The organism is Virgisporangium aliadipatigenens (genome assembly GCF_016863615.1).
Lineage (GTDB): Bacteria > Actinomycetota > Actinomycetes > Mycobacteriales > Micromonosporaceae > Virgisporangium > Virgisporangium aliadipatigenens.
In genome coordinates this window covers 19,077-37,418 of the sequence record NZ_BOPF01000053.1, presented here as the reverse complement: position 1 = coordinate 37,418, position 18,342 = coordinate 19,077, and the positions used below count along the sequence as shown (strand labels likewise).

At 72.4% G+C, this 18,342-nt stretch carries 20 protein-coding genes, 2 tRNA genes and 1 other RNA gene; 13 read left to right on the top strand and 10 right to left on the bottom strand.

Annotated elements, in window-relative coordinates; genetic code table 11:
• Positions 1-40 precede the first annotated feature (40 nt).
• Positions 41-3,214, bottom strand: a complete 3,174-nt coding sequence (locus Val02_RS42895) for a DNA polymerase III subunit gamma and tau (RefSeq protein WP_203905136.1) — start codon at positions 3,212-3,214, stop codon at positions 41-43.
• Positions 3,215-3,336: 122 nt separating this feature from the next.
• An RNA gene (ffs, locus tag Val02_RS42890) (signal recognition particle sRNA small type) lies at positions 3,337-3,427 on the bottom strand.
• A 54-nt stretch (positions 3,428-3,481) separates the two neighbouring features.
• Between ffs and Val02_RS42885 the strand changes: the two genes are divergently transcribed.
• A tRNA-Ser gene (locus Val02_RS42885) sits at positions 3,482-3,566 on the top strand.
• A gap of 82 nt (positions 3,567-3,648) precedes the next feature.
• Here the strand turns inward: Val02_RS42885 and Val02_RS42880 are convergent.
• Positions 3,649-3,942, bottom strand: coding sequence for a hypothetical protein (locus Val02_RS42880; RefSeq protein WP_203905107.1), 294 nt, complete (start codon positions 3,940-3,942; stop codon positions 3,649-3,651).
• 427 nt (positions 3,943-4,369) lie between these two features.
• Here Val02_RS42880 and Val02_RS42875 point away from each other — a divergent pair, with 427 nt between their 5' ends.
• The 5 genes from Val02_RS42875 to Val02_RS42855 all read left to right on the top strand — a co-directional run bounded on the left by Val02_RS42875 (position 4,370) and on the right by Val02_RS42855 (position 7,547).
• A complete protein-coding gene (locus Val02_RS42875) occupies positions 4,370-4,669 on the top strand; it encodes a hypothetical protein (RefSeq protein WP_203905106.1) in 300 nt (99 codons plus the stop codon).
• A 183-nt stretch (positions 4,670-4,852) separates the two neighbouring features.
• Positions 4,853-5,038 carry a glycosyltransferase family A protein gene (locus Val02_RS42870; RefSeq protein WP_203905105.1) on the top strand — a complete coding sequence of 62 codons (186 nt, stop codon included), beginning with the start codon at positions 4,853-4,855 and terminating at the stop codon, positions 5,036-5,038.
• A 302-nt stretch (positions 5,039-5,340) separates the two neighbouring features.
• Positions 5,341-5,787, top strand: coding sequence for a hypothetical protein (locus tag Val02_RS42865; protein ID WP_203905104.1), 447 nt, complete (start codon positions 5,341-5,343; stop codon positions 5,785-5,787).
• A 334-nt stretch (positions 5,788-6,121) separates the two neighbouring features.
• Positions 6,122-6,754, top strand: coding sequence for a hypothetical protein (locus Val02_RS42860; protein ID WP_203905103.1), 633 nt, complete (start codon positions 6,122-6,124; stop codon positions 6,752-6,754).
• 79 nt (positions 6,755-6,833) lie between these two features.
• A complete protein-coding gene (locus Val02_RS42855; protein ID WP_203905102.1) occupies positions 6,834-7,547 on the top strand; it encodes a hypothetical protein in 714 nt (237 codons plus the stop codon).
• Positions 7,548-7,608: 61 nt separating this feature from the next.
• Here the strand turns inward: Val02_RS42855 and Val02_RS42850 are convergent.
• Positions 7,609-7,698 (bottom strand) — tRNA-Ser (locus Val02_RS42850).
• A 66-nt stretch (positions 7,699-7,764) separates the two neighbouring features.
• On the opposite strand from Val02_RS42850, the gene deoD reads away from it, so the two are divergent.
• From deoD to Val02_RS42825, 5 genes are read left to right on the top strand one after another with little or no spacing between them, the layout of a single operon-like run.
• A complete protein-coding gene (gene deoD, locus Val02_RS42845; protein ID WP_203905101.1) occupies positions 7,765-8,478 on the top strand; it encodes a purine-nucleoside phosphorylase in 714 nt (237 codons plus the stop codon).
• Between the two features lie 51 nt (positions 8,479-8,529).
• Complete coding sequence (locus Val02_RS42840) at positions 8,530-9,051, top strand: SigE family RNA polymerase sigma factor (RefSeq protein WP_203905100.1); 522 nt, start codon at positions 8,530-8,532, stop codon at positions 9,049-9,051.
• Positions 9,048-10,334 carry a hypothetical protein gene (locus Val02_RS42835; protein WP_203905099.1) on the top strand — a complete coding sequence of 429 codons (1,287 nt, stop codon included), beginning with the start codon at positions 9,048-9,050 and terminating at the stop codon, positions 10,332-10,334. Before Val02_RS42840 ends, Val02_RS42835 begins: the two co-directional genes overlap by 4 nt.
• A gap of 53 nt (positions 10,335-10,387) precedes the next feature.
• Entirely contained in the window at positions 10,388-11,026 is a 639-nt protein-coding gene (locus Val02_RS42830; protein ID WP_203905098.1) for a TetR/AcrR family transcriptional regulator, read from the top strand.
• A gap of 2 nt (positions 11,027-11,028) precedes the next feature.
• Complete coding sequence (locus tag Val02_RS42825) at positions 11,029-11,481, top strand: acyl-CoA thioesterase (RefSeq protein WP_239153775.1); 453 nt, start codon at positions 11,029-11,031, stop codon at positions 11,479-11,481.
• Here the strand turns inward: Val02_RS42825 and Val02_RS42820 are convergent.
• The 4 genes from Val02_RS42820 to Val02_RS42805 all read right to left on the bottom strand — a co-directional run bounded on the left by Val02_RS42820 (position 11,425) and on the right by Val02_RS42805 (position 13,227).
• The gene (locus Val02_RS42820; RefSeq protein ID WP_275415673.1) at positions 11,425-11,916 is read right to left on the bottom strand and encodes a nucleoside deaminase; all 492 of its coding nucleotides are present in this window, start codon (positions 11,914-11,916) and stop codon (positions 11,425-11,427) included. The two genes, Val02_RS42825 and Val02_RS42820, sit on opposite strands and share 57 nt — an antisense overlap.
• Complete coding sequence (locus Val02_RS42815) at positions 11,913-12,446, bottom strand: tRNA adenosine deaminase-associated protein (protein WP_203905135.1); 534 nt, start codon at positions 12,444-12,446, stop codon at positions 11,913-11,915. The genes Val02_RS42820 and Val02_RS42815 overlap by 4 nt, the downstream gene beginning before the upstream one ends.
• Positions 12,447-12,589: 143 nt before the next feature.
• Entirely contained in the window at positions 12,590-12,757 is a 168-nt protein-coding gene (locus tag Val02_RS42810; protein WP_203905095.1) for a hypothetical protein, read from the bottom strand.
• A gap of 86 nt (positions 12,758-12,843) precedes the next feature.
• Positions 12,844-13,227, bottom strand: a complete 384-nt coding sequence (locus tag Val02_RS42805; RefSeq protein WP_239153774.1) for a hypothetical protein — start codon at positions 13,225-13,227, stop codon at positions 12,844-12,846.
• Positions 13,228-14,611: 1,384 nt separating this feature from the next.
• Between Val02_RS42805 and Val02_RS42800 the strand changes: the two genes are divergently transcribed.
• Positions 14,612-14,869, top strand: a complete 258-nt coding sequence (locus tag Val02_RS42800; RefSeq protein ID WP_203905094.1) for a hypothetical protein — start codon at positions 14,612-14,614, stop codon at positions 14,867-14,869.
• Positions 14,870-14,993: 124 nt separating this feature from the next.
• On the opposite strand, the gene Val02_RS42795 is transcribed toward Val02_RS42800, so the two are convergent.
• On the bottom strand, positions 14,994-16,115 hold the full coding sequence (locus Val02_RS42795; RefSeq protein WP_239153773.1) for an NHL repeat-containing protein: 1,122 nt from the start codon (positions 16,113-16,115) through the stop codon (positions 14,994-14,996).
• A 138-nt stretch (positions 16,116-16,253) separates the two neighbouring features.
• Here Val02_RS42795 and Val02_RS42790 point away from each other — a divergent pair, with 138 nt between their 5' ends.
• Complete coding sequence (locus Val02_RS42790; protein ID WP_203905092.1) at positions 16,254-17,258, top strand: prephenate dehydrogenase; 1,005 nt, start codon at positions 16,254-16,256, stop codon at positions 17,256-17,258.
• Positions 17,259-17,392: 134 nt separating this feature from the next.
• On the opposite strand, the gene mtnA is transcribed toward Val02_RS42790, so the two are convergent.
• The gene (gene mtnA / locus Val02_RS42785; protein WP_203905091.1) at positions 17,393-18,325 is read right to left on the bottom strand and encodes an S-methyl-5-thioribose-1-phosphate isomerase; all 933 of its coding nucleotides are present in this window, start codon (positions 18,323-18,325) and stop codon (positions 17,393-17,395) included.
• Between the last annotated feature and the right edge of the window lie 17 nt (positions 18,326-18,342).

Sequence of the window (18,342 nt, the reverse complement as noted above, 5' to 3'; positions counted from 1 at the left end):
GCCTAGTCGCCGCCCACGGGGATCGTCCGTGCCGACACTCTCAGTCGATGCGTTCGGCGCCGAGGTGCTCGCGGAGCAGGCGCATCGCCGTTTCCTCGCTGGTCTCGCGCGGCGCGGCCGAGCCGTCCTCGTCGTCGAGCGGCTCGTCGCCGGGATCGAAGCCGGGGTAGCGCGGGTCCGGTCCGGCGGCACCGTCGTACTCGGGGTCGTAGGGCGGTTCCTCGTCCCAGGTCTGTGCCGGGGGCGCCTCCGGCTGGCGGACGGTCGCCGTCCGCGCACCGACGGACGAGCGGGCCGCCGCCGCAGCCGCTCTTGCCGCCTCCGCCGCGCCGGACACCCGCCGGGCCTGTTTCGCGGGAACGCCCTTGTCGGGAACCGCCTTCACCGGAGCCGCCGGCCGGGCTGGAGCTGCTGGCCTTGCCGGAGCCGCGGTCGAGGCCGCCACCGCTGTGGGCTCGGCAGCCGGTGCGGTCGCCGGCGCGGAACGCCCGCCGGGCACCGCGGCAGCCGGCCAGTCCTCCTCGACGGCCGGCGCGGGTGCTGCCGCCTGCACGGACCGGCCCCCCGGAACGGCCGCCGCCGGCCACCCGTCGTCCCCCACCGGCGCGGAATGTCCCGCACCGTTGCCTTGGGCCGCACCGAGGCCGGAACTCGGCGTGTTGCCGGCGCCCGAGACGGCCCCGTAACCCGATGCCGAAGCGCCTCCGACGCCCGGAGCCGTCGCGGCGTGATCGCCCGCGGCCGCCGCGTGACCGGCACCCTGGGCAGCGTTGTGGCCCGGATCCGGCACGTGGCCGGCGCCTGACGACGGGGCGGTGTAGTAGCCCGAAGTCGGCGGCTGGCCGGCGCCGTCCGAAATGGCGGCTGCGTGGTGGCCCGATGCGGGCGCGTGGCCGGCGCCCGGGGCCGGAGCGGTGTAGTGGCCCGAAGCCGGTGTCTGGCGGGCGCCCGAGACGGAGGGGGCATGCTGGCCCGAATCCGGGGCGTGGCCGGTGCCCAGACCCGGGACCGCACCGTAGCCGCCTGACGCCGACGCGCCGGCGGCGGTCGGGGCCTGGGCCGTGCCGTGGTCCGAAGACGGCGCGCCACCGGGTGTCCACGTCGGCGCGCCGCCGTTGCCCGGGCCCGCCGGGCTACCGCCGGCCGGACCGAGTTGCCCGCCGGCCGTCGACGTGCCGCCCACGTAAGGCGATCCGCCCGGGTGCGACGCACCGCTTGGGTGCGACGCACCGCCCGGATATGGCGCGGCGCTTGGGTGTGGCGCAGCGCCCGGGTGTGCTGCGGCCGCCTGCGGGGCCGGCGAGGGATACGGGGCGGCGGAAGCGTGGGGTGCCGGGCCGGAGGGCGGTGCCGTCTGGACCGGGGTGGCCGACGCCCACGGGTCGGGTGGGGCCGTTCGGTCGGTGGGCTGGGCTGCTGGTGCCGGCGCGGGCGACGACGGGGGGCGCTGTTGGCGCACGGGTCCCGACGCGCCGCTGTCACCACCGGACGCACCGCCGACCTCGCAGCGGATCTGCCACGTGCCGCCGACGAGTTGGGCCACCGCGTCGGAGAGCGCCTTGGTGTTGTTGGCCAGCATCGTCGCGTGCACCTGGTGCTGGAACAGCAGGACCAGCGTGTTGCCGTCGACGTCACGCACGGTCGCCTCGCGCACCACGGCCCAGGCGCGCTGGCTGCTGCGCCGCACCGAGATGAGCACCTCGTCCCAGACCCGCCGGATGGCCGCCGCGTCGAGCGAGCCGGGTGCGGCGGGAGCCGCCGGAGCCGACGCGTATTCGGGCTGCCGCTCGGGTGCCGAACCCGGCTGCGCCGGCGGTCGCGCGACAGCCTGCGGGGCGCTCGCCTGGGGCGGGGCGACTGCCTGCGGCGGGGCGGTTGCCGGCAAGGGGGCGCTCGCCTGGGGCACAGCGCTCGGTGGTGGTGCGGCGGCCGGAGGCGCGGCGGGTGGTGCGCTCTGCGGCGGGGCGCTCACCTGGGGTGCTGCCTCGGGCGCGCGGGCGGGTGTCTGACGGGGAGCCGCTGCGGGCTCTGGGCGTTCCCCCGGAAAATCGGAGGCGGTAAGGCGGCGCTCCAGACGCTCAAGGCGCTGGAGCAACGCCCCGGTCGAGTCGTCGGCACCCGGCAGCAACATGCGGGCGCTGATCAGCTCCAACAACAACCGGGGCGCGGTCGTGCCGCGCATCTCGGTGAGTCCGTCGTGAACGAGGCCGGCGGCGCGGGTCAACGTCGCGGCGCCGATGCGGCTCGCCTGGGACGTCATGCGTTCGAGCTGGTCCTGCGGGAAGTCGAGCAGCCCCTTGGCCACGGCGTCGGGCACCTGCTGGAGGACGATCAGGTCGCGGAACCGCTCCAGAAGATCACTGGCGAACCGGCGCGGATCATGCCCCGCCTCCATCACCCGGTCGATCGCCCCGTACATGGCCGCGCCGTCGGTCGCCGCGAGCGCGTCGCACATCTCGTCGAGCAGCCCCGCGTCGGTGACCCCCAGCAGAGCGATCGCCCGTGCGTAACTGACCCCGTCCGGACCCGCCCCGGCGATGAGCTGGTCCAACACCGACAGCGAGTCCCGGGCGCTACCCCCGCCGGCCCGCACCACCAGCGGGAACACGGCCGGGTCGACCTTCACTCCCTCGGTGGCGCACAGCTGCTCCAGGTAGGGCCGCAGCACCCCCGGCGGGATCAGCCGGAACGGGTAGTGGTGCGTCCGCGACTTGATCGTGCCGAGCACCTTCTCCGGCTCGGTCGTCGCGAACACGAACTTGACGTACTCCGGCGGCTCCTCGACCAGCTTGAGCAGCGCGTTGAACCCGGCGGACGAGACCATGTGCGCCTCGTCGATGACGTACACCTTGAAGCGGCTGGAGACGGGTGCGAAGAACGCGCGTTCGCGCAGCTCACGGGCGTCGTCGACGCCACCGTGACTGGCCGCGTCGATCTCGATGACGTCGATCGACCCGGAACCGTCGGGCGCCAGCGCGACACAGCTGTCACACACGCCGCACGGCTCGGGCGTCGGGCCCTTCTCGCAGTTGAGCGAACGGGCGAGGATCCGCGCGCTCGACGTCTTGCCGCAGCCGCGTGGACCGGAGAAGAGGTAGGCATGGTTGAGCCGGCCCGAACGAAGCGCCTGAGCCAGCGGCTCCGTCACATGCTCCTGGCCGATGACCTCGGCAAATGTGCGCGGCCGGTATTTGCGGTAGAGCGCCAGCGCCACCTCGTACCCCCTCCCCTGCACGCCGGGCACTACCGTACCGCCCGGGTCCGACAGGAACACGAAGCGCCTGGGAGTCGTCCAGGTGTCATCCGTGGGTGGGTACGCAGCAGGTACCGAAAGAAAAAGGCCTCTCGTGCACCCGTCAGAGCCCGCGTACCCTTGCTGCCTTCCGGCCCTGGGGGGGTTTGCGGGATACACGCCGCACGAGAGGTGATTGGAAGTCTACCCCGTGCGCGGGAGCGGACGGCGATGGGTATCCTCTTCGACGGAGGATTCGCCTAGAGGCCTAGGGCGCACGCTTGGAAAGCGTGTTGGGTTCACACCCTCACGAGTTCGAATCTCGTATCCTCCGCACCGCCTGACCAGGCACAACGCCCGGACGGTCCACCTCGGACCGGCCGGGCGTCACTTTGTGGTCTCAGGCGGCCTGCGACTCAGCGGCCCGGCGCACGCCGGGCCCGGATCAGGTCCTGGAACGCCGCGATGGTCGCCGCCGACCCGATCCCCTCCCTGGACTCACCGGCGAGGTCGTGATCGAGAAGCCGAAGCGCACGCCGTAGCAGCACGACGCCGGCGGCCACCAGCGCGGCAGCGATCCCGACGAGCAGTGCGAAGCCCAGGTCCGAGCCGAGGTTCAGCGGCACCAGAGCGCAAGGCAGGATGGCGAACCCACCGGCGTACAGCCGGGCCGCCCTCAGAAAGCCCGGATACCCGGGTGCCTTACGCACCAGGTCAGTCTGCGATCGCGGCCCGTCCCCGGTAGTCACAGCCTCTGAGCCTTCCCCAGGCACGACCGCTCCGTTCCGATTTCCCCGGATCGGCCTTTGCACGTAGTAGGCAAAGCAACCGTCCCAGTACGGGGACGTTCGCATCTGGTCGCCGGACATCCTGCTGCCTGCTCAATGCGCCGGTCGACCGCGCCGTTCCGCATGGGATTCGCTCCATCGACCGCACAGCAGCCGGCCCTGCAATAGCATCGACAACAACCGATTGACGTGATCGAGAGGATCGCCGATGAGAACGCCCTCCCGAGGACGACGCAGACTGATCGCCGCGGCATGCGGCGTCGCACTCGCTGCCGCCGGCGGCCTGTTGCCCGGCATCAGCCCTGCCTCCGCAGCCACCCCCGGCCGATCCGTCGTATCGACGGCCACAGTGACGGAGATCTACATCGGGACCGTCTACAACCTCTCCGCGACGTTCCAGGTGAAGGTGCCGTGCGCCGGTACCTACACCATCGCGTACGAGATCCTGAACGGTTGGGCCTACTACAGCAGCTACTTCAACGGGTGGACGACGCCGCTCGGCTACGCCGGAGGCGGCCCCGGCCAGCGCTACTACAGCGGGAGCGACGTGGTCCTGACGGCCGGCGTCCACGAGGTTCGGATCGTCGGTCCGGAGGGGCGCGGCGACGCCAAGGTCTTCCTCGTCGCCTCGTCGACGCGGCCGGCCTGACGAGCCGCCCGAACGTACGGCGCCCGGCGGCCCACTCGCAGCCGCCGGGCGCCGCGGCGATCCCGCCGTCGTCGGGCGGACTGCCCGTGCCGCGCCGGTGGACGTCACCACTTTTGTCATCTCGGCTCGGCCGCCGGTTGACCCTGGGATGTGGCTCGTGCAGCGAACGGACTCGACGGTGCCGTGGTGAATCTGCTGCCTGACGAGCCCCGCCTCGGTTTCGGCCGTAGCCGGCACGGCGGCCCCGGCGTCGCCCGCACGGTCGCGCTCCAGCGCGCCGGAGGCGGTCTCGTGAAGGCGTTGGACGCCGACGACGCGTTGATTCCCGACGTCCTCGCGCGGCATCCGGACCATGCCGAAGGCCGCTGACCTGTTTCCGGTGGGCTCTACCAGGGGATGGGACGGGGACGAGCCTTTCGGAGAGATCGCTGACGGGTGAGGAGATGTTCGAGGCGTGGGTGTCGACCGCCGGCCGCCCTGGCGCTGGGCCGGTGGAATGGCTCTCCCGGTGTCGGATACGGACATGCCGCTCGCCGCGGGCGTCGTCAGCCCGGGGCATCGCATCGCCGGGACCGGCCTTCTGTATCGCGAATGACCGGCCCGGCCATCACTCAGCCGGTCCGCTGACCGGGCGCGGGCCTCGCGTTGCGGGACACACACAGGGGGATGATGTGAGCACCAACGGGGTTCCTACACCGACCGACGACGAACACCGGCGTCCGGACGGGCTCGACGACGCCACCGTCGACGCGCTGGGAAAGATAAGCAAGGCCCTGGAGACCATCGAACGGGCGCGCGGGCACCTGTACGCATGGCACCAGCTCACCGGCACCGCGGATTTCGAACTGGACGCCGCCGTCGAACTGCTGCGCCAGGCCGGGCACAAGGAATGGGCCGAGCGGATCGAACGCGAACTCATCGGCCGCAACGTGCTCGAAGGGCGGTGGACGTTCCAGGTGATGGAGGAGTACGACGACGGCTACTACAGCGCATTCCGCCACACCGAGAACGCCGTCCGCGACGACCTCGCCGGCGGGCGACGCCACCTGTTCGAGGCGGAACTCAAAATGAAGCGGCGCACCGAGGGGCAGCCCGGGCACGAGATCGGGCCGACTTAGTCCATTCGGGCAATCGATCCCCTTTAAAGGCTTTCATGAATGCGCTCGGCAGAATCGGCCGCCGCTGCATTCATAGCGCCATGGGCATGAATCTTCGGGGGCCCGTACCGGTCGCCGCGCTCTTCGCCGTTCTCACGGCCACCAGAGGCTGGACATCGTCGCGGTCGAGATCAATCCGGTCGGCGTCGATGAGACGCGACGGCGCCTGACGGCCGACCGTGCCGCCCGGCGGGTGGCATCAATCCGGGACTCGGCGACCTTGAGCGGGTGCTCAAATCGATGTACCTTCGTGTTGAGCACCCGCTCAAAAGCGCCCTGGAGCAGGAGGAATGCCATGACGATCACAGGTGACGTGGAAACCCGGTCCGGATCGCAGTCGGCGCTGGCGTGTCGACTCTCCGTCGCCGCCCTGGGGATGGGTGTCGTCGGCGGTGTCGCGACCGCGGCCCTGGCCCTGAGCTTCGGGGCGACCGGAGTCTCGCCCGTCGCGCGGATCCTCGTGACCGGTCTGCCCCTCGTGCTGCTGGTCCTGATCGGCCGGCGGCTGGCCGCGGACACGGTGGCGTCCGACAGATGGCTGGGCGGAACGGCGGTGGTGGGCGTTGTCGTGACCGCGCTCGTCCAGGCGTGGCCCGAGCTCGGTGCGTTCGACGACGACCCGCTCTCCAGCAGTGTCGCCACCCTGGGGATCATGTTCTACGGCGGCCTGTTCGGGCTGGCCGTGTCGCTCGTCGCGATCGTGGTGGGCGTTCCGGTGATCCTGCTGCTGCGCGGCTCGCGGATCCGGCTGAGCCTCACGGCGACGCACGTGGTGATGACCGCGGTCGCGATGGCCGTGGCCGCGCCGTTCGTCTACTGGGTCACCGACGCCATGAACGCCGGCATCGTCACCGGCATGTCCACCACGCTCGTCGGCGCCGGCGCGGCGATCGTCGGGCAGTGGTGCCTCATGGACCGTCCGGCGTGACGCCGGTACAAAAAGTTCTACCGGTGCCGTAGAACGAGGCCCACTGCGCTCATGCCACCGCTCCCGTGTACTGGCGGACATGGACATGACAATGCCGTTCCGGAAAATCTCGCTGGTGGTGGCGTGCGCCGTAATGGGCGCGGCGGCAGTAGTCCCGACCTCGGCGGTCGCCGCGTCGCCGGAGGTGCCGATATTCGCTTTCGACGACTGCCCCGCGATTCCCGCCGGCGCCGACCCGACCAGGTGGCGGTGCGAGGAAATGCACGCCTCGGGAACGATTCGGCTGGGCACCGTCACCGTTCCGATCGCTCTCAAAACCACGCACGCCGAGGGTCGCCTGCCGGACGATCCGCAGACCCGATTCATTTTCGGCGCCCTGCGCGCGGATCCGGTACGCATTCCGGGCCGGTCGGCAATCACGGTCGCGCCCGAATACGCCGGCCATATCGATTTCGTCGCCGGGCCGCCGATGGCCGAAATCCTGCATCTGCGGTACCGGGTGCGCGGCCGACACGTCGCTGGCAACTGCGCCATCGGCACCACGACAGATCCCATCGTCGTCGTGGGAGAAATCGTCGGGGAGCGGGTGCCCGTTCAGGAGGAGCCGCTGGTGCTGCGGTTCGCGGTGGTGGACGACGATTTGGCGGTGCCGGTGTCGTACGGGTGCGGGGCGTTCGGTGGGCTCGTCGACCGTCGGTTCGGGTTGCCGTCCGATGGGGAGTTGGCGTTGACGGTGTATTTCTCCGTCAGAACCTACGACCGGACAGGTGCGAAGCGGCACGAGCGCCCGTGAGACCAGACGCCACAACGCCCGGCCTGTCCGCGTGGACCTGCCGGGCGTTTGACCTGCTCAGTGGCGGTGGTGAAGGGATTTGAACCCTTGGAGGGCTTGCACCCTCACACGCTTTCGAGGCGTGCTCCTTAGGCCGCTCGGACACACCACCGGCGAGTACATTACCGGAACGCTCCCCGGCCTCGCCGCACCCCCTCCCCCTGGCAGGATCGAACCCATGAGCACGCATATCGGCGCGGCGCCCGGTGAGATCGCTCCTCGCGTTCTTCTGCCCGGCGACCCGCTACGGGCGAAGTGGATCGCCGAGACGTTCCTGACCGACGCGAAGTGTTACAACAACGTGCGGGGCATGCTCGGGTACACGGGTACGTACCAGGGCGTTCCGGTGTCGGTGCAGGGGACGGGTATGGGCATGCCGTCCGCGTCGATCTACACGCACGAGCTGATCAACGACTACGGCGTCCAGACGCTGGTGCGCGTCGGCACGTGCGGGGCGCTGGGCACCACGTTGAAGCTGCGGGACGTCATCGCCGCCAGCGGGTCGTGCACCGATTCGAACATGAACCGGATCCGCTTCGACGGGCTGATCGACTACGCGCCGGTGGCGGACTTCGGGCTGCTGCGCGCCGCGGTGGACACGGCCGAGGCGCGGTCGATCCCGGTCACCGTGGGGCCGATTCTCGCGGCCGACTTCTTCTACACGGATCGTCCCGATCTCTACGACCGCCTCGCGGATTACGGCGTGCTGGCCGTCGAGATGGAGTCCGCGGCGCTCTACACGATCGCGGCGCGGTTCAGGGCGAAGGCGTTGACGCTGCTGACGGTCAGCGATCAGATCACGACCGGGGAGAAGACGACCTCGCAGGAGCGTCAGGAGACGTTCGCCCAGATGGTCGAGGTCGCGCTCGACACCGTGGTCAAAGCCGGGTAGGGAGCAGCAGAACACCCCGTCCCGGGCGTCCCTGGTGCGAGGGGAGGTCCGGTGGATCCGAGTGAGAGTTTCGCCGAGTATGCCCGGGCGCGGGCGCCGAGCCTGGTCAGGTTCGGCTACGTCCTGACCGGCAACCAGCATGACGCCGACGATCTGGCGCAGGAAGCGCTGATCCGGCTGGGTGCCGCGTGGGAACGGGTGCGTCAGAAGGGCGACCCGGAGGGGTACGTCCGCACGATCATGGTGCGGCTGCACATCAGTTGGTGGCGGCGCCGGCGGCGGGAACGGCTGGTCGGCGCCGTTCCCGAGCGGGGATACGACGACGGCGGGCTGGCCGACGTCGACAGTCGCGGCGGCCTCTGGCAGGCCCTGCGCGGGCTGGCACCGCGGCAGCGGGCCGTCCTGGTGCTGCGTTATTACGAGCGTCTCTCCGACGAACAGGTCGCGGCCGTACTCGGCATATCGCGTGGGACCGTGCGCAGCACCGCGTTCCGGGCACTGGAGCGACTTCGTTCAGACCTCGGTGGAACGGGGTCAGCAGCCCGCTCTCTCCTGTCCCGGAGGTCGTCGTGAACACCGCTCTCGAAGAGGAACTCGCCCAGGCCATCCAGGAGGCCGGCGGGGCGGCCCGGGCGCCGCTTCCCCAGTTCTACACGGAAATAGAGCGCGGGATCGCGCGACGCCGCAGGATCAGGCGGATCCGGGCCGGGACGGCGGTCGCTCTTGTCATGGCTCTCGGAGTGGGTGCGGTGCCCCTGATCAAACGGCCCGCGCCCGAGCTCCGGCCGCCGCCGGTGGTGGTGGCCGCGCCGCTGCCCCCGACGGACGCCGCGCGACTGCCCGACTTCACGAACCCGCGCTCACCGGCGGAGATCTGGCCGGAGGCGGTGCGGCGGCTGCCGAGGCAGACGCCGGACGGGCACGGCTACACGCCGCTGGTGTGGCTGCCGGACGGCCGGCTCCTGATCCGGGATCAGCCCGGCAACCCGGCGTCCCGCTTCGTGGCCTGGGACGTGACGAACGGGGCGCGGACGCCGCTCAGTCCGGCCCTCGGCCCGGGCAGCGTGACGCTGCTGGGCGTGGTCGCCGGACGGGTGGTGTGGAGCACGGGTTCCATCGGCGTGCAGCTGCGGAACCCCACGGTCATGGCTTCGAAGCTGGACGGCTCCGGGACGGCTCCGGTCGCCGAGCTGACGGCGCCGGCGGGCGAACGGGTCAGCCTCGTGACGATCGCCGGCGAGTCCGTGGTGTGGGGCACTTCGAAGGGCGGCATGTTCACGTGGGAGGGCCAGTTCACCGGGCTGTGGCGGGTGCCGCTGACCGGCGGGACGGCCGAACGGGTGCCGGACGGCAACGGGTTCATCCCGTCGTGGCGCCTGCCCGGCGTCGTGAACACCACGCACTACGGAGGCGACGGGCCGCCCGACGGCACCGTGTGGGACCTGGTGTCGGGTCGGAAGGTGCGCTACACCCGCAGCCCGCAGCTGTCGCGCATGGCGTGCGGCACGGTGGAGTGGTGCGGCGGTTCGAGCACCGACGGTCACGCGGCGGTCCAGCGCATCGACGGTTCGGGTGTCGTCGTGCTGCCCGCGACCGGTGTCGTCACGCCGCTGATGGGTGGCCGGTTCGCGGAGGTGGTGTTCTTCCGGCCGCTCGCCGGCAGCCGTTCGAACGAAGTGGAGATCACGTCGGCGGCGTTGTGGGACGTCACGACGGGGAAGGTCGCCAACCGGATGATGGCCCGTGACGACGCGGGCCAGCCGCTGCCGCTCGTCGAGTCCGCGCCGAACCTGCTGCTCATGTCCTGGCAGGAGGGAGACGAGATTCTGCTGCTCGATCTGGCGCGGGTGGCTTAGCTCACTCAAAAACTAACGACCGGTCGGTCGCAATTGCGGGTACGGTGACCCGCATGGCTCCTTCCGACCCGCCGAGGCCCCGGGCACAGGCCCGGGGCCTTCGCGCACGCGAGGCGATCCTGCGCACCTCGATGACGATCGCCACCGTCGACGGGCTCGACGGGCTCTCCCTCAGCCAGCTCGCCGGGCGGCTCGGCGTCAGCAAGGCCGGGCTCTTCGCGCACTTCACCAGCAAGGAAGAGCTGCAACTGGCGACCGTGGAGTACGCCGTCACGCGGTTCCAGGAGAAGGTCGTCGCCCCGGTGCTCGCCGAGCCGGACCGGATGCTGCGCCTGTGGCGCGCGCACGAGGTGCACCAGGCGTGGAGCGTCGACGCCGAGGAGCAGCCCGGCGGGTGCTTCTTCACCAACGCCCAATTCGAGTTCGACATGAGACCGGGGCCGGTGCGCGACCGTCTGATCCGGGTTCTCGAGGAGTGGCTTCTTTTTCTGGAACGCCTCGCGGCAGCCGCCCCGCTCAAACCCGACGTGGAGCCGCGGCAGCTCGCGTTCACGCTCAACACGTTCGCCATCGCGTCGGTGCACCAGGCCCGCCTGGGCGACGCCGACGAGGTGAACGCCCGCTCCCGACGGGCCGCCCTGGACCTGCTGCGCAACGCGGCCGTCGACCCCACCGTGCTTCCCGAGGAGTGACCGTGCTGACCGAACCCGTGGAGATCCACTTCGACGACCTCGACCCGCAGGGGGTCGTGCACAATTCCCGCTACGCCCTTTTCATCGAACGCGTTCTCGGCGCCTTCTGGCGGCGGCACGGGTTCAGCTTCCGCGACGGCCGGCCGACGAAGCCTGACGTGTTCCACGTGGTGGCCGAGTTCGGGGTGCGGTACCTGGCACCGATTCCGGGCACCGGCACCGTTCACGTGCACCTGTGGCTGGAACACCTCGGCGGGTCCAGTGCGCGCTACGGGTTCCGGGTGTCCTCTGTGGACGGTTCCGTCACGCACGCCGAGGGGCACCGCGTGAACATCCGGGTCGACCAGTCGACGCGACGGCCCACGCCGTGGAGCGACGAGAGCCGCGCGGTCGCCTCGCTACTGCTCCCCGAGGGCGCCGCCGCGGGGGCCGTCCTCCCGGAAAAAGTCGCGTAGCAGCAAGGCGCACTCCGCCTCGAGCACGCCGCCGTAGACCTCCGGGCGGTGAAAGCTGCGGCGGTCGCGCACCACGTCCCAGAGCGAACCGACCGCACCGGTCTTCGGCTCCCACGCACCGAAGACGAGCGTGTCGATGCGGGCCAGCACCAGCGCCCCGGCACACATCGTGCACGGTTCCAGGGTGACGACCAGGGTGCAGCCGTCGAGCCGCCACGACCGTCGTTTCCTCGCGGCGGCGCGCAGCACCAGCACTTCCGCGTGGGCGGTGGGGTCGTGCGTGGCCTCGCGCTCGTTGCGGGCGGCTGCCAGTTCGGCACCGTCGGGCCCGTAGAGCACGGCCCCCACCGGGACGTCGTCGGGCGCGTCCACGCTCGTGGCCGCCTCTAGTGCGCGGCGCATCCAGCGTTCGTGGCGCTCCCGGCGTTCCGTCACGCGTCGCGCAGCTCCTCCACCTCGTCGCCGCAGCCGATCAACTGGCACACCTCGGCGATCACGTCAGCCGGAAGCATGCCCTCCCGCCCGCACAGGCTCAACAGCCGGGGTGCCGGAACGCCGAGATCGGTCAGCAGATCGGGATCCCCGACCGGGTCGGCGTCGGTGGCGACCGGCGTGTCCTCCTCCTGCTCCACTGTGGACGGTTCCTCGTCGGTGTCGTCCACGGCGACCGCGGCCGGTTCGGCGGTGGGTTCCTCGGCGTCGCTCAGCAGCAACGCCCCCAGACGTGACTCCGCGATGAACGCCGAGTCGGAACCGAAGACCCGCAGGTCCTCGCCCTCGTCGAGGCGCAGGATCGCGAGAAAGGTGTCGTCGGCCTCCACGAACAGCACCGACAGCGGGCTGTCCGGATCGGCGTCGCGCAGGCGGTCGGCGACGTCCTCCAGATCGGCGGCGCCGGTCAGGTCGAGTTCGGTGGCGGTCCAACCTTCGCGGTCACGGACCACGGCAGCGGCAAAGTGCGACACGGGATCCCCCGGGCGTTTTGTCATGTTCGGCGCTTCATTATGGGGATCCACACCCGCATGGAACGCGGGTAACGCGCCGAAGGCCCGTCAGGCTTAACCCGGCAGGGCCAAAGCCGCACCGGTGGTGCGACGGAGGAACGCGCTCAGCCGGCGAGGCGGCGTCGCGTGGCGATCAACTCGCGCAGCCGGTCGGCCTGCAGCCGGCGGGGAATCGCCCGCTCCCGCACCGCTTTCGCGCCGGCCAACTCCGCGATGATCGCGAGTCGCTTGCGGCGGCGGTCCGGGTCCAACCGTTCCAGCCTGAGAGCCATGTCGCCGAGGGTGAAGGAAGATCCGGGCATCCGTCAAGTCCCCGCGGACCCGGGAAATATGCCGATCACACTGGGGAAATCCGTGATCACCACAAAAGCCACTGACCGTCGCTCCACCGCATCGCCACGAGGAACCCGGCCACGCCCAGCCCGAACCCCGTCGCGATGGCCGCCCCCACGGCCACCCCCCGATCGCCGAACTTCGTCAGCACGGCCAGCACCGGCCAGGCGAGCACCGCCGCGATGATCGTCCACCACGCGTACGAGCGGGCCGAACTGCCCAGCAGACCGAAGATCGCCATCCACAGCGTGCCCGCGAGCAGGCCGACCGAGAAGCGGCCCGCCCGCACCGGGAACGGCTCCCGATAGGTGGGGCGCTGCGGGCCGCTCGGGAACAGGCCCGACGGCGGGCGCTGGGAGTGGGCCTGCTTGGCCGGGTCCCACGCCTCGGGTGCGTCGGACCTGCCCATCGGCCGGGTCGGGCCCGGGCGCGCCGGTGGAGGGCCTCCGGGGAGACCGATGCGCTGGTGCCCCGGCGCCGGCACCGCCGGGAACGCGGCGGTCGCACCGGGGGGAGGCGGGGAACCGGGGACGCGCCACTGTCCGGTGTGGACATTGGCCGGAGGATGTGCACCGGTCGGCTGTTGGTGTGCGGGGCCGCCGGCGGGATGCTGGCCGCCGGCCGGAACTGGACCCGTGGCCTGGCGGGGGCCGCCACGCGGAGCCGGACCGGGGCCGCCGGGTGGAATCGGGCCCGTGGCCGGGTGAGCGCCGGGGCCGCCGCGCGGAATCGGGCCCGTGGCCGGGTGAGCGCCCGGGCCGCCGGGTGGAATCGGTCCGGTGGTCGGATGGGCGCCGGGGCCGCCGCGCGGAATCGGGCCTGTGTGCGGATGGGCGCCCGGGCCGCCGGGAGGCAGCGGGCCCGCAGGCGGGGGAGCTCCGTGGCCGCCGGGAGGGACCGGGCCGCCCGGCGGGCGGGGACCCGTCGAGGGCATCGGGCCGGAGTAGGCGCCGCTCGTCGGGACGGGACCGGTGTAGGCGCCCGTCATCGGGTTGGGGCCGGTGTGGGCGCCGGAGGTCGGGATCGGGCCGGTCTGGGAGCCCGGCGGGTAGGGCGGATGCCCGGGAGCGCCGGGGTGGCGACCGGGGGCCGGCGGGCGGCCGGGACCGGCGGGGCCTGCGACGGTGGGAAACGCACCGGTCCGGCCGCCGGGAGCGGGCCTCGACTGCGGGCTGCCGGGCGGCGACGGGACGCGGGACGGGCCGCCGGGACCGGCATAGTGCGCGGGTGGCGGGGGCAGCGCGCCGGGTGGGACGGACGGTCCCCGTGGCGGGGTGAAGCTCGCCGCCTGGCCGGGTGGCACGGGCCGGCCCGCCGGTCCCGGGGCCGGGTGCTGCGGGCCGCCCGGCAGCGGCGCTGGGCGCTGAGGGCCGCCTGGGGGAGCCACCGGGCCGGGGCGGGCGCCGGGCCGGCGCAGGCCGGGGTGGCTGAGCGACGGGGGGAAGGGGCCGACCCGCTCGGGCTCGGCGTCGCCGGTGGGCCCGGCCGGCGAGGTCGGCGAGGTCGGCGAGGTCGGCGACGCAGGATCCGCGAGCGACGCAGATGCGGCGGGTAGGACGGGCCGCCCGGCCGGCGGGGCCGGCGACGCAGGAGCGGCGGGTGCCTCTGCGGCCGAGGCCGGCGAGGCAGATTCCCCGGCGGAGGAGTCCTGCGCGACAGGACCGGCAGCCGCTGCTGCGGGCGACACCGACCCGGCGGGCGGGACGGGCCGCCCGGCGGACGACTCCGGCACGGCGGGAGCGACGGACGACGCGGCCGGCTCCACGGCAGAGGAAGCCGGCGACGCAGGATCCGTGGACGACGCGGCGGGGGGGACGGGCTGCGCGGCCGAGGATGCGGACGACGCGGGACCGCTGGACGCCGCCAGAGGTGCCGGCTCGGCGGGCGACGCAGATGTGGAGGGCGAAGCGGCGGAGGAGCCCGATCCGGTCGGGGCCGACTCCGCACCGCTGGCGGAGTCCGACGACTCAGTGGGCTGCGCCGGTGAGGTCGCGGGGCCGGAGTCGGGCGGCTGCCACCCGGCCGCGCCCGGTTCGCCGTCCGGCCGGTGAGGCCGTGTCACACCCGTACCGTCCACCAGGCGAAGCCTATCTCGCGTTGCGCACGAATCGGGCGCACGGCCCGCAAGCCGTGTGCCCGATCGATCCGTGCACGTTCGTGGAGCGCGACGGCGGTTCAGTCGGTGAAGACCGCGAAGCGCTGCTGGCCCCGGCCGTCCACCGTGGTGAACTCCCCACCGGCGACGATCGCGTCGGCGGCCGGGGCGGCGGCCATGGCGAGCACGCCGCGGACGCCGTTGCCGTTCGGGGCCCAGGGGAGCAGTTTGCCGTCCACGCTGACCGCGGCGAACTTGATCCGCCGGACCGCGCCGTCGAGGCAGACGCCGTGGTCGCCGTTCCGGGAGGTGCGGCAGACGTTGTCGAAGTGGCCGCCGAAGTAGACGGCATCGCCGAGCACGGTGATCGCCTGCAGGTCGCCGTCGGTGGTGACGGCCCAGTTCGCGCGGCCGTTCGTGGAGTACGAGAGACCCTTGCCGCCCCGGCCGCCGAGTGCGGCGTAGACGCGGTTCTCGGTGACGGCCACGGAGTAGACCTCGGCGTCGGGTTGGGGACGGAACCCCAGGTCGACGGCGCCCGTGTCGGGCTTGACCGCGATGAGGCGGCCGGTGGAGCTGATGTCGTTCGTGCGGTGGAAGCCGCCGCCGAGGTAGACGCGGTTGGCGGTGACGGCGATCGAGTTGACGATGTCGTCGGTGCGCGGCGCCCAACTCGACAGTTGCCCCGTGGCCAGGGAGAACGCCGCCAGGTTGCGCCGGTTGGCGGAGTTCACGGTGGTGAAGAGGCCGCCCATGTACAGCCGGCCGTGCCCGACGGCCAGCGTGCGCGGGGAACCGCCGGAGATCTTGTGCGAGACGGGGTCGAGCGCGGCCGTGGTGCCGTTGAGTCTGGCCAGGCTGTCGCGGTTCTGCCCGTTGACGTACTGGAAGTCGCCGGCGATCCAGACGTTGTCGCCGTCGACGGCGATGGCGCGCACGGCGCGGTCGGCGGTGGGCGCCCAGCCGAGCAGGGCACCGGTGTTCACGTCGAGCGCGGCGAGGCTTCTGCGCGGTACGGACTTACCCCGGACCAGCGCCGCGGTGAACGTTCCCCCGACATAAACGATGTTGCCCTTGGTGGCGACGGCATGGACCGTCCCGTTGAACGTCGGCGTGGCGACCGGGTCGGCGGAAACCTCGGCGCTCGCCGGCGTGGCGGTGACCATGGCGAGGACGGCGGCGGCGATCAGACCGGACACCACGGCCAGACGCGCTTTAGTTCGTCGTGTGAGCACGTGGGGTACGTTACCCCCACAAATCACCCTTTTAGGACACTCTGGGCGAGATGCGCTGTTCGGCCAGGCGCGTCGGCCGGACGGCCGATGTGACACAGTTCTGGCGTGAACGGCGCGGAACCCCTCGACATCGCGGTCATCGGCCTCGGGCTGATCGGCGGTTCGGCGCTGCGGGCGCTCGCCGCCGCGGGACACCGGGTGCTCGGGTACGACGCCGACCCGACCACGCGCGCGACCGCCCGCACCGCCGCCGCCCGGGCCCCGCAGGGGGCGCGCTGGCAGGTCACGGGCACCGTCGCCGACGCGGTCTCCCCCGCCGACGTGGTGCTGCTCGCGGTCCCGCTCCCGGCCGTGGAGGCGATTTTCGGCGAACTGGCGACCTCCGGCTACAGCGGCCTCGTCACCGACGTCACCTCGGTCAAACAGCCCGTTCGGGAACTGGCCGCCAAGACGCTGCACGCCGCGGGCCAGTCCCTCGCCGGCTTCGTCGGGGGGCATCCGATGGCCGGCCGCGAACGCTCCGGGTTCGGCGCCTCCGAGGCGGAACTCTTCGACGGCTGCGCCTGGGTGCTGTGCCTGGAGGAGGGCACCGGGCTCGACGACTGGCTACGGCTGGCGGCGCTGTTCACGGCGATCGGGGCGCGGGTGGTGCCGACGACGGCCGACGAGCACGACCGCGCGGTGGCTGCCGTCTCGCACGTGCCGCACCTGCTGGCCGCTTCGCTTGCCGGCCACGCCGCGAACGACCCCCTCGCGCTCACGCTCGGCGCCGGCTCGTTCCGGGACGGAACCCGGGTGGCGGCGAGCCGGCCCGGGCTCGTGGCGGCCATGTGCGGCGGCAACGCCGAGGCGGCCCGGCACACGCTCGACGCGGTCATCGCCGACCTGCAGGCCGCCCGCGCGGCGCTGGACGGCCCGGATCCGATCGCCGCGCTGGAACCCTGGCTGACCCCCGGCTACACGGCACGTTCGCGGTGGCCGGTGACGCCCGGCACGCCGGAGCCGATGCGGGCCGACCCGTCGGCGCTGCGCGCGTTGGGGCGCGCCGGCGGCTGGGTGACGACGGTCGACGCCGCCCGCCGGACGGTGGTGGCGGTCCGCCCGGCCTGAGGCGCCGGGCACGCGGCCGGCGCGCGGACGGACGTCGGCGCCGCCGGCACGCCGATCTTGCAGTTGTGGTGGGCGCATATCACCCGCAGGTCGGACATGCCGGGCGCCACAACTGCAAGATCGGCGCGGGCCTACTATGGGCGGATCACTCTGGACTCGGTGACGATTGCCGTCACCAGCGACGCGGGCGTCACGTCGAAGGCGGGGTTCGCCGCGGGAAGGTCGCCGGCCACCTCGGCCGCGCCGCGCTCCTCGATCTCCACGTCCGCGCCGCTCGGCGTCTCCTCGTCCACTGTGGACTCGGGCGCCACCACGATGAACGGGATCCCCGCCGCCCGTGCGCCGAGCGCGTGGGAGTAGGTGCCGATCTTGTTGATCACGTCGTGGTTGGCGCAGATGCGGTCGGCCCCCAGGATCACCGCGTCGACCTCGCCCCGCGCCATGAGGAACGGTCCCGCGCCGTCGACCGCCACCCGGTAGGGCACGCCGGCGCGACGCAGTTCCCAGGCGGTGAGGCGGGCGCCCTGCAACAGCGGCCGGGTCTCGCTGGCGATGACACCCGCGAGCTGCTGCCGTTCGGCCAGCTCGAGCACCACCCCGAGCGCCGTGCCGATCTCGACCGCCGCGAGCGCACCGGTGTTGCAGTGGGTCAGCAGCTTCGGGCGTTCTCCGCACAGCTCGCGAACCAGGTCGGCGCCGCGCTTCGCCATCGCCACCGAGCTGGCGATCTCCTCGTCGCGGATCCGTTCGGCCTCGGCGAGCACCGCGTCGAACCCCTCGGGCACCCGCGCGGCGGCCCGACGCACGCCACGGGCCAGGTTCACCGCGGTGGGGCGGGCCGTGGCGACGGCCTCGATCGCCCGCGTGGGGTCGGGCTGCGTGGACACCGCGAGCGCCACGCCGAACGCACCCGCCACCCCGAGCGCCGGCGCGCCGCGCACCGCCAGGCGCCGCACGGCGTCGATGAGTTCGTCCACTGTGGACAGGCGCAGCACGGTGGTCTCCCCCGGCAGCGCGGTCTGATCGATGATCTCGATGACACCGTCGACCCAGTCGATCGTTCGCATGCCGGCCACGGTACTGC

Bases quoted from the DNA above. Each gene is read 5' to 3' on its own strand.
- deoD (WP_203905101.1), top strand. From the start codon at position 7,765: ATGAGCACGCATATCGGCGCGGCGCCCGGTGAGATCGCTCCTCGCGTT.
- Val02_RS42855 (WP_203905102.1), top strand. From the start codon at position 6,834: ATGGACATGACAATGCCGTTCCGGAAAATCTCGCTGGTGGTGGCGTGC.
- Val02_RS42830 (WP_203905098.1), top strand. From the start codon at position 10,388: ATGGCTCCTTCCGACCCGCCGAGGCCCCGGGCACAGGCCCGGGGCCTT.
- Val02_RS42860 (WP_203905103.1), top strand. From the start codon at position 6,122: ATGACGATCACAGGTGACGTGGAAACCCGGTCCGGATCGCAGTCGGCG.
- Val02_RS42810 (WP_203905095.1), bottom strand. From the start codon at position 12,757: ATGGCTCTCAGGCTGGAACGGTTGGACCCGGACCGCCGCCGCAAGCGA.
- mtnA (WP_203905091.1), bottom strand. From the start codon at position 18,325: ATGCGAACGATCGACTGGGTCGACGGTGTCATCGAGATCATCGATCAG.
- Val02_RS42805 (WP_239153774.1), bottom strand. From the start codon at position 13,227: ATGGGCAGGTCCGACGCACCCGAGGCGTGGGACCCGGCCAAGCAGGCC.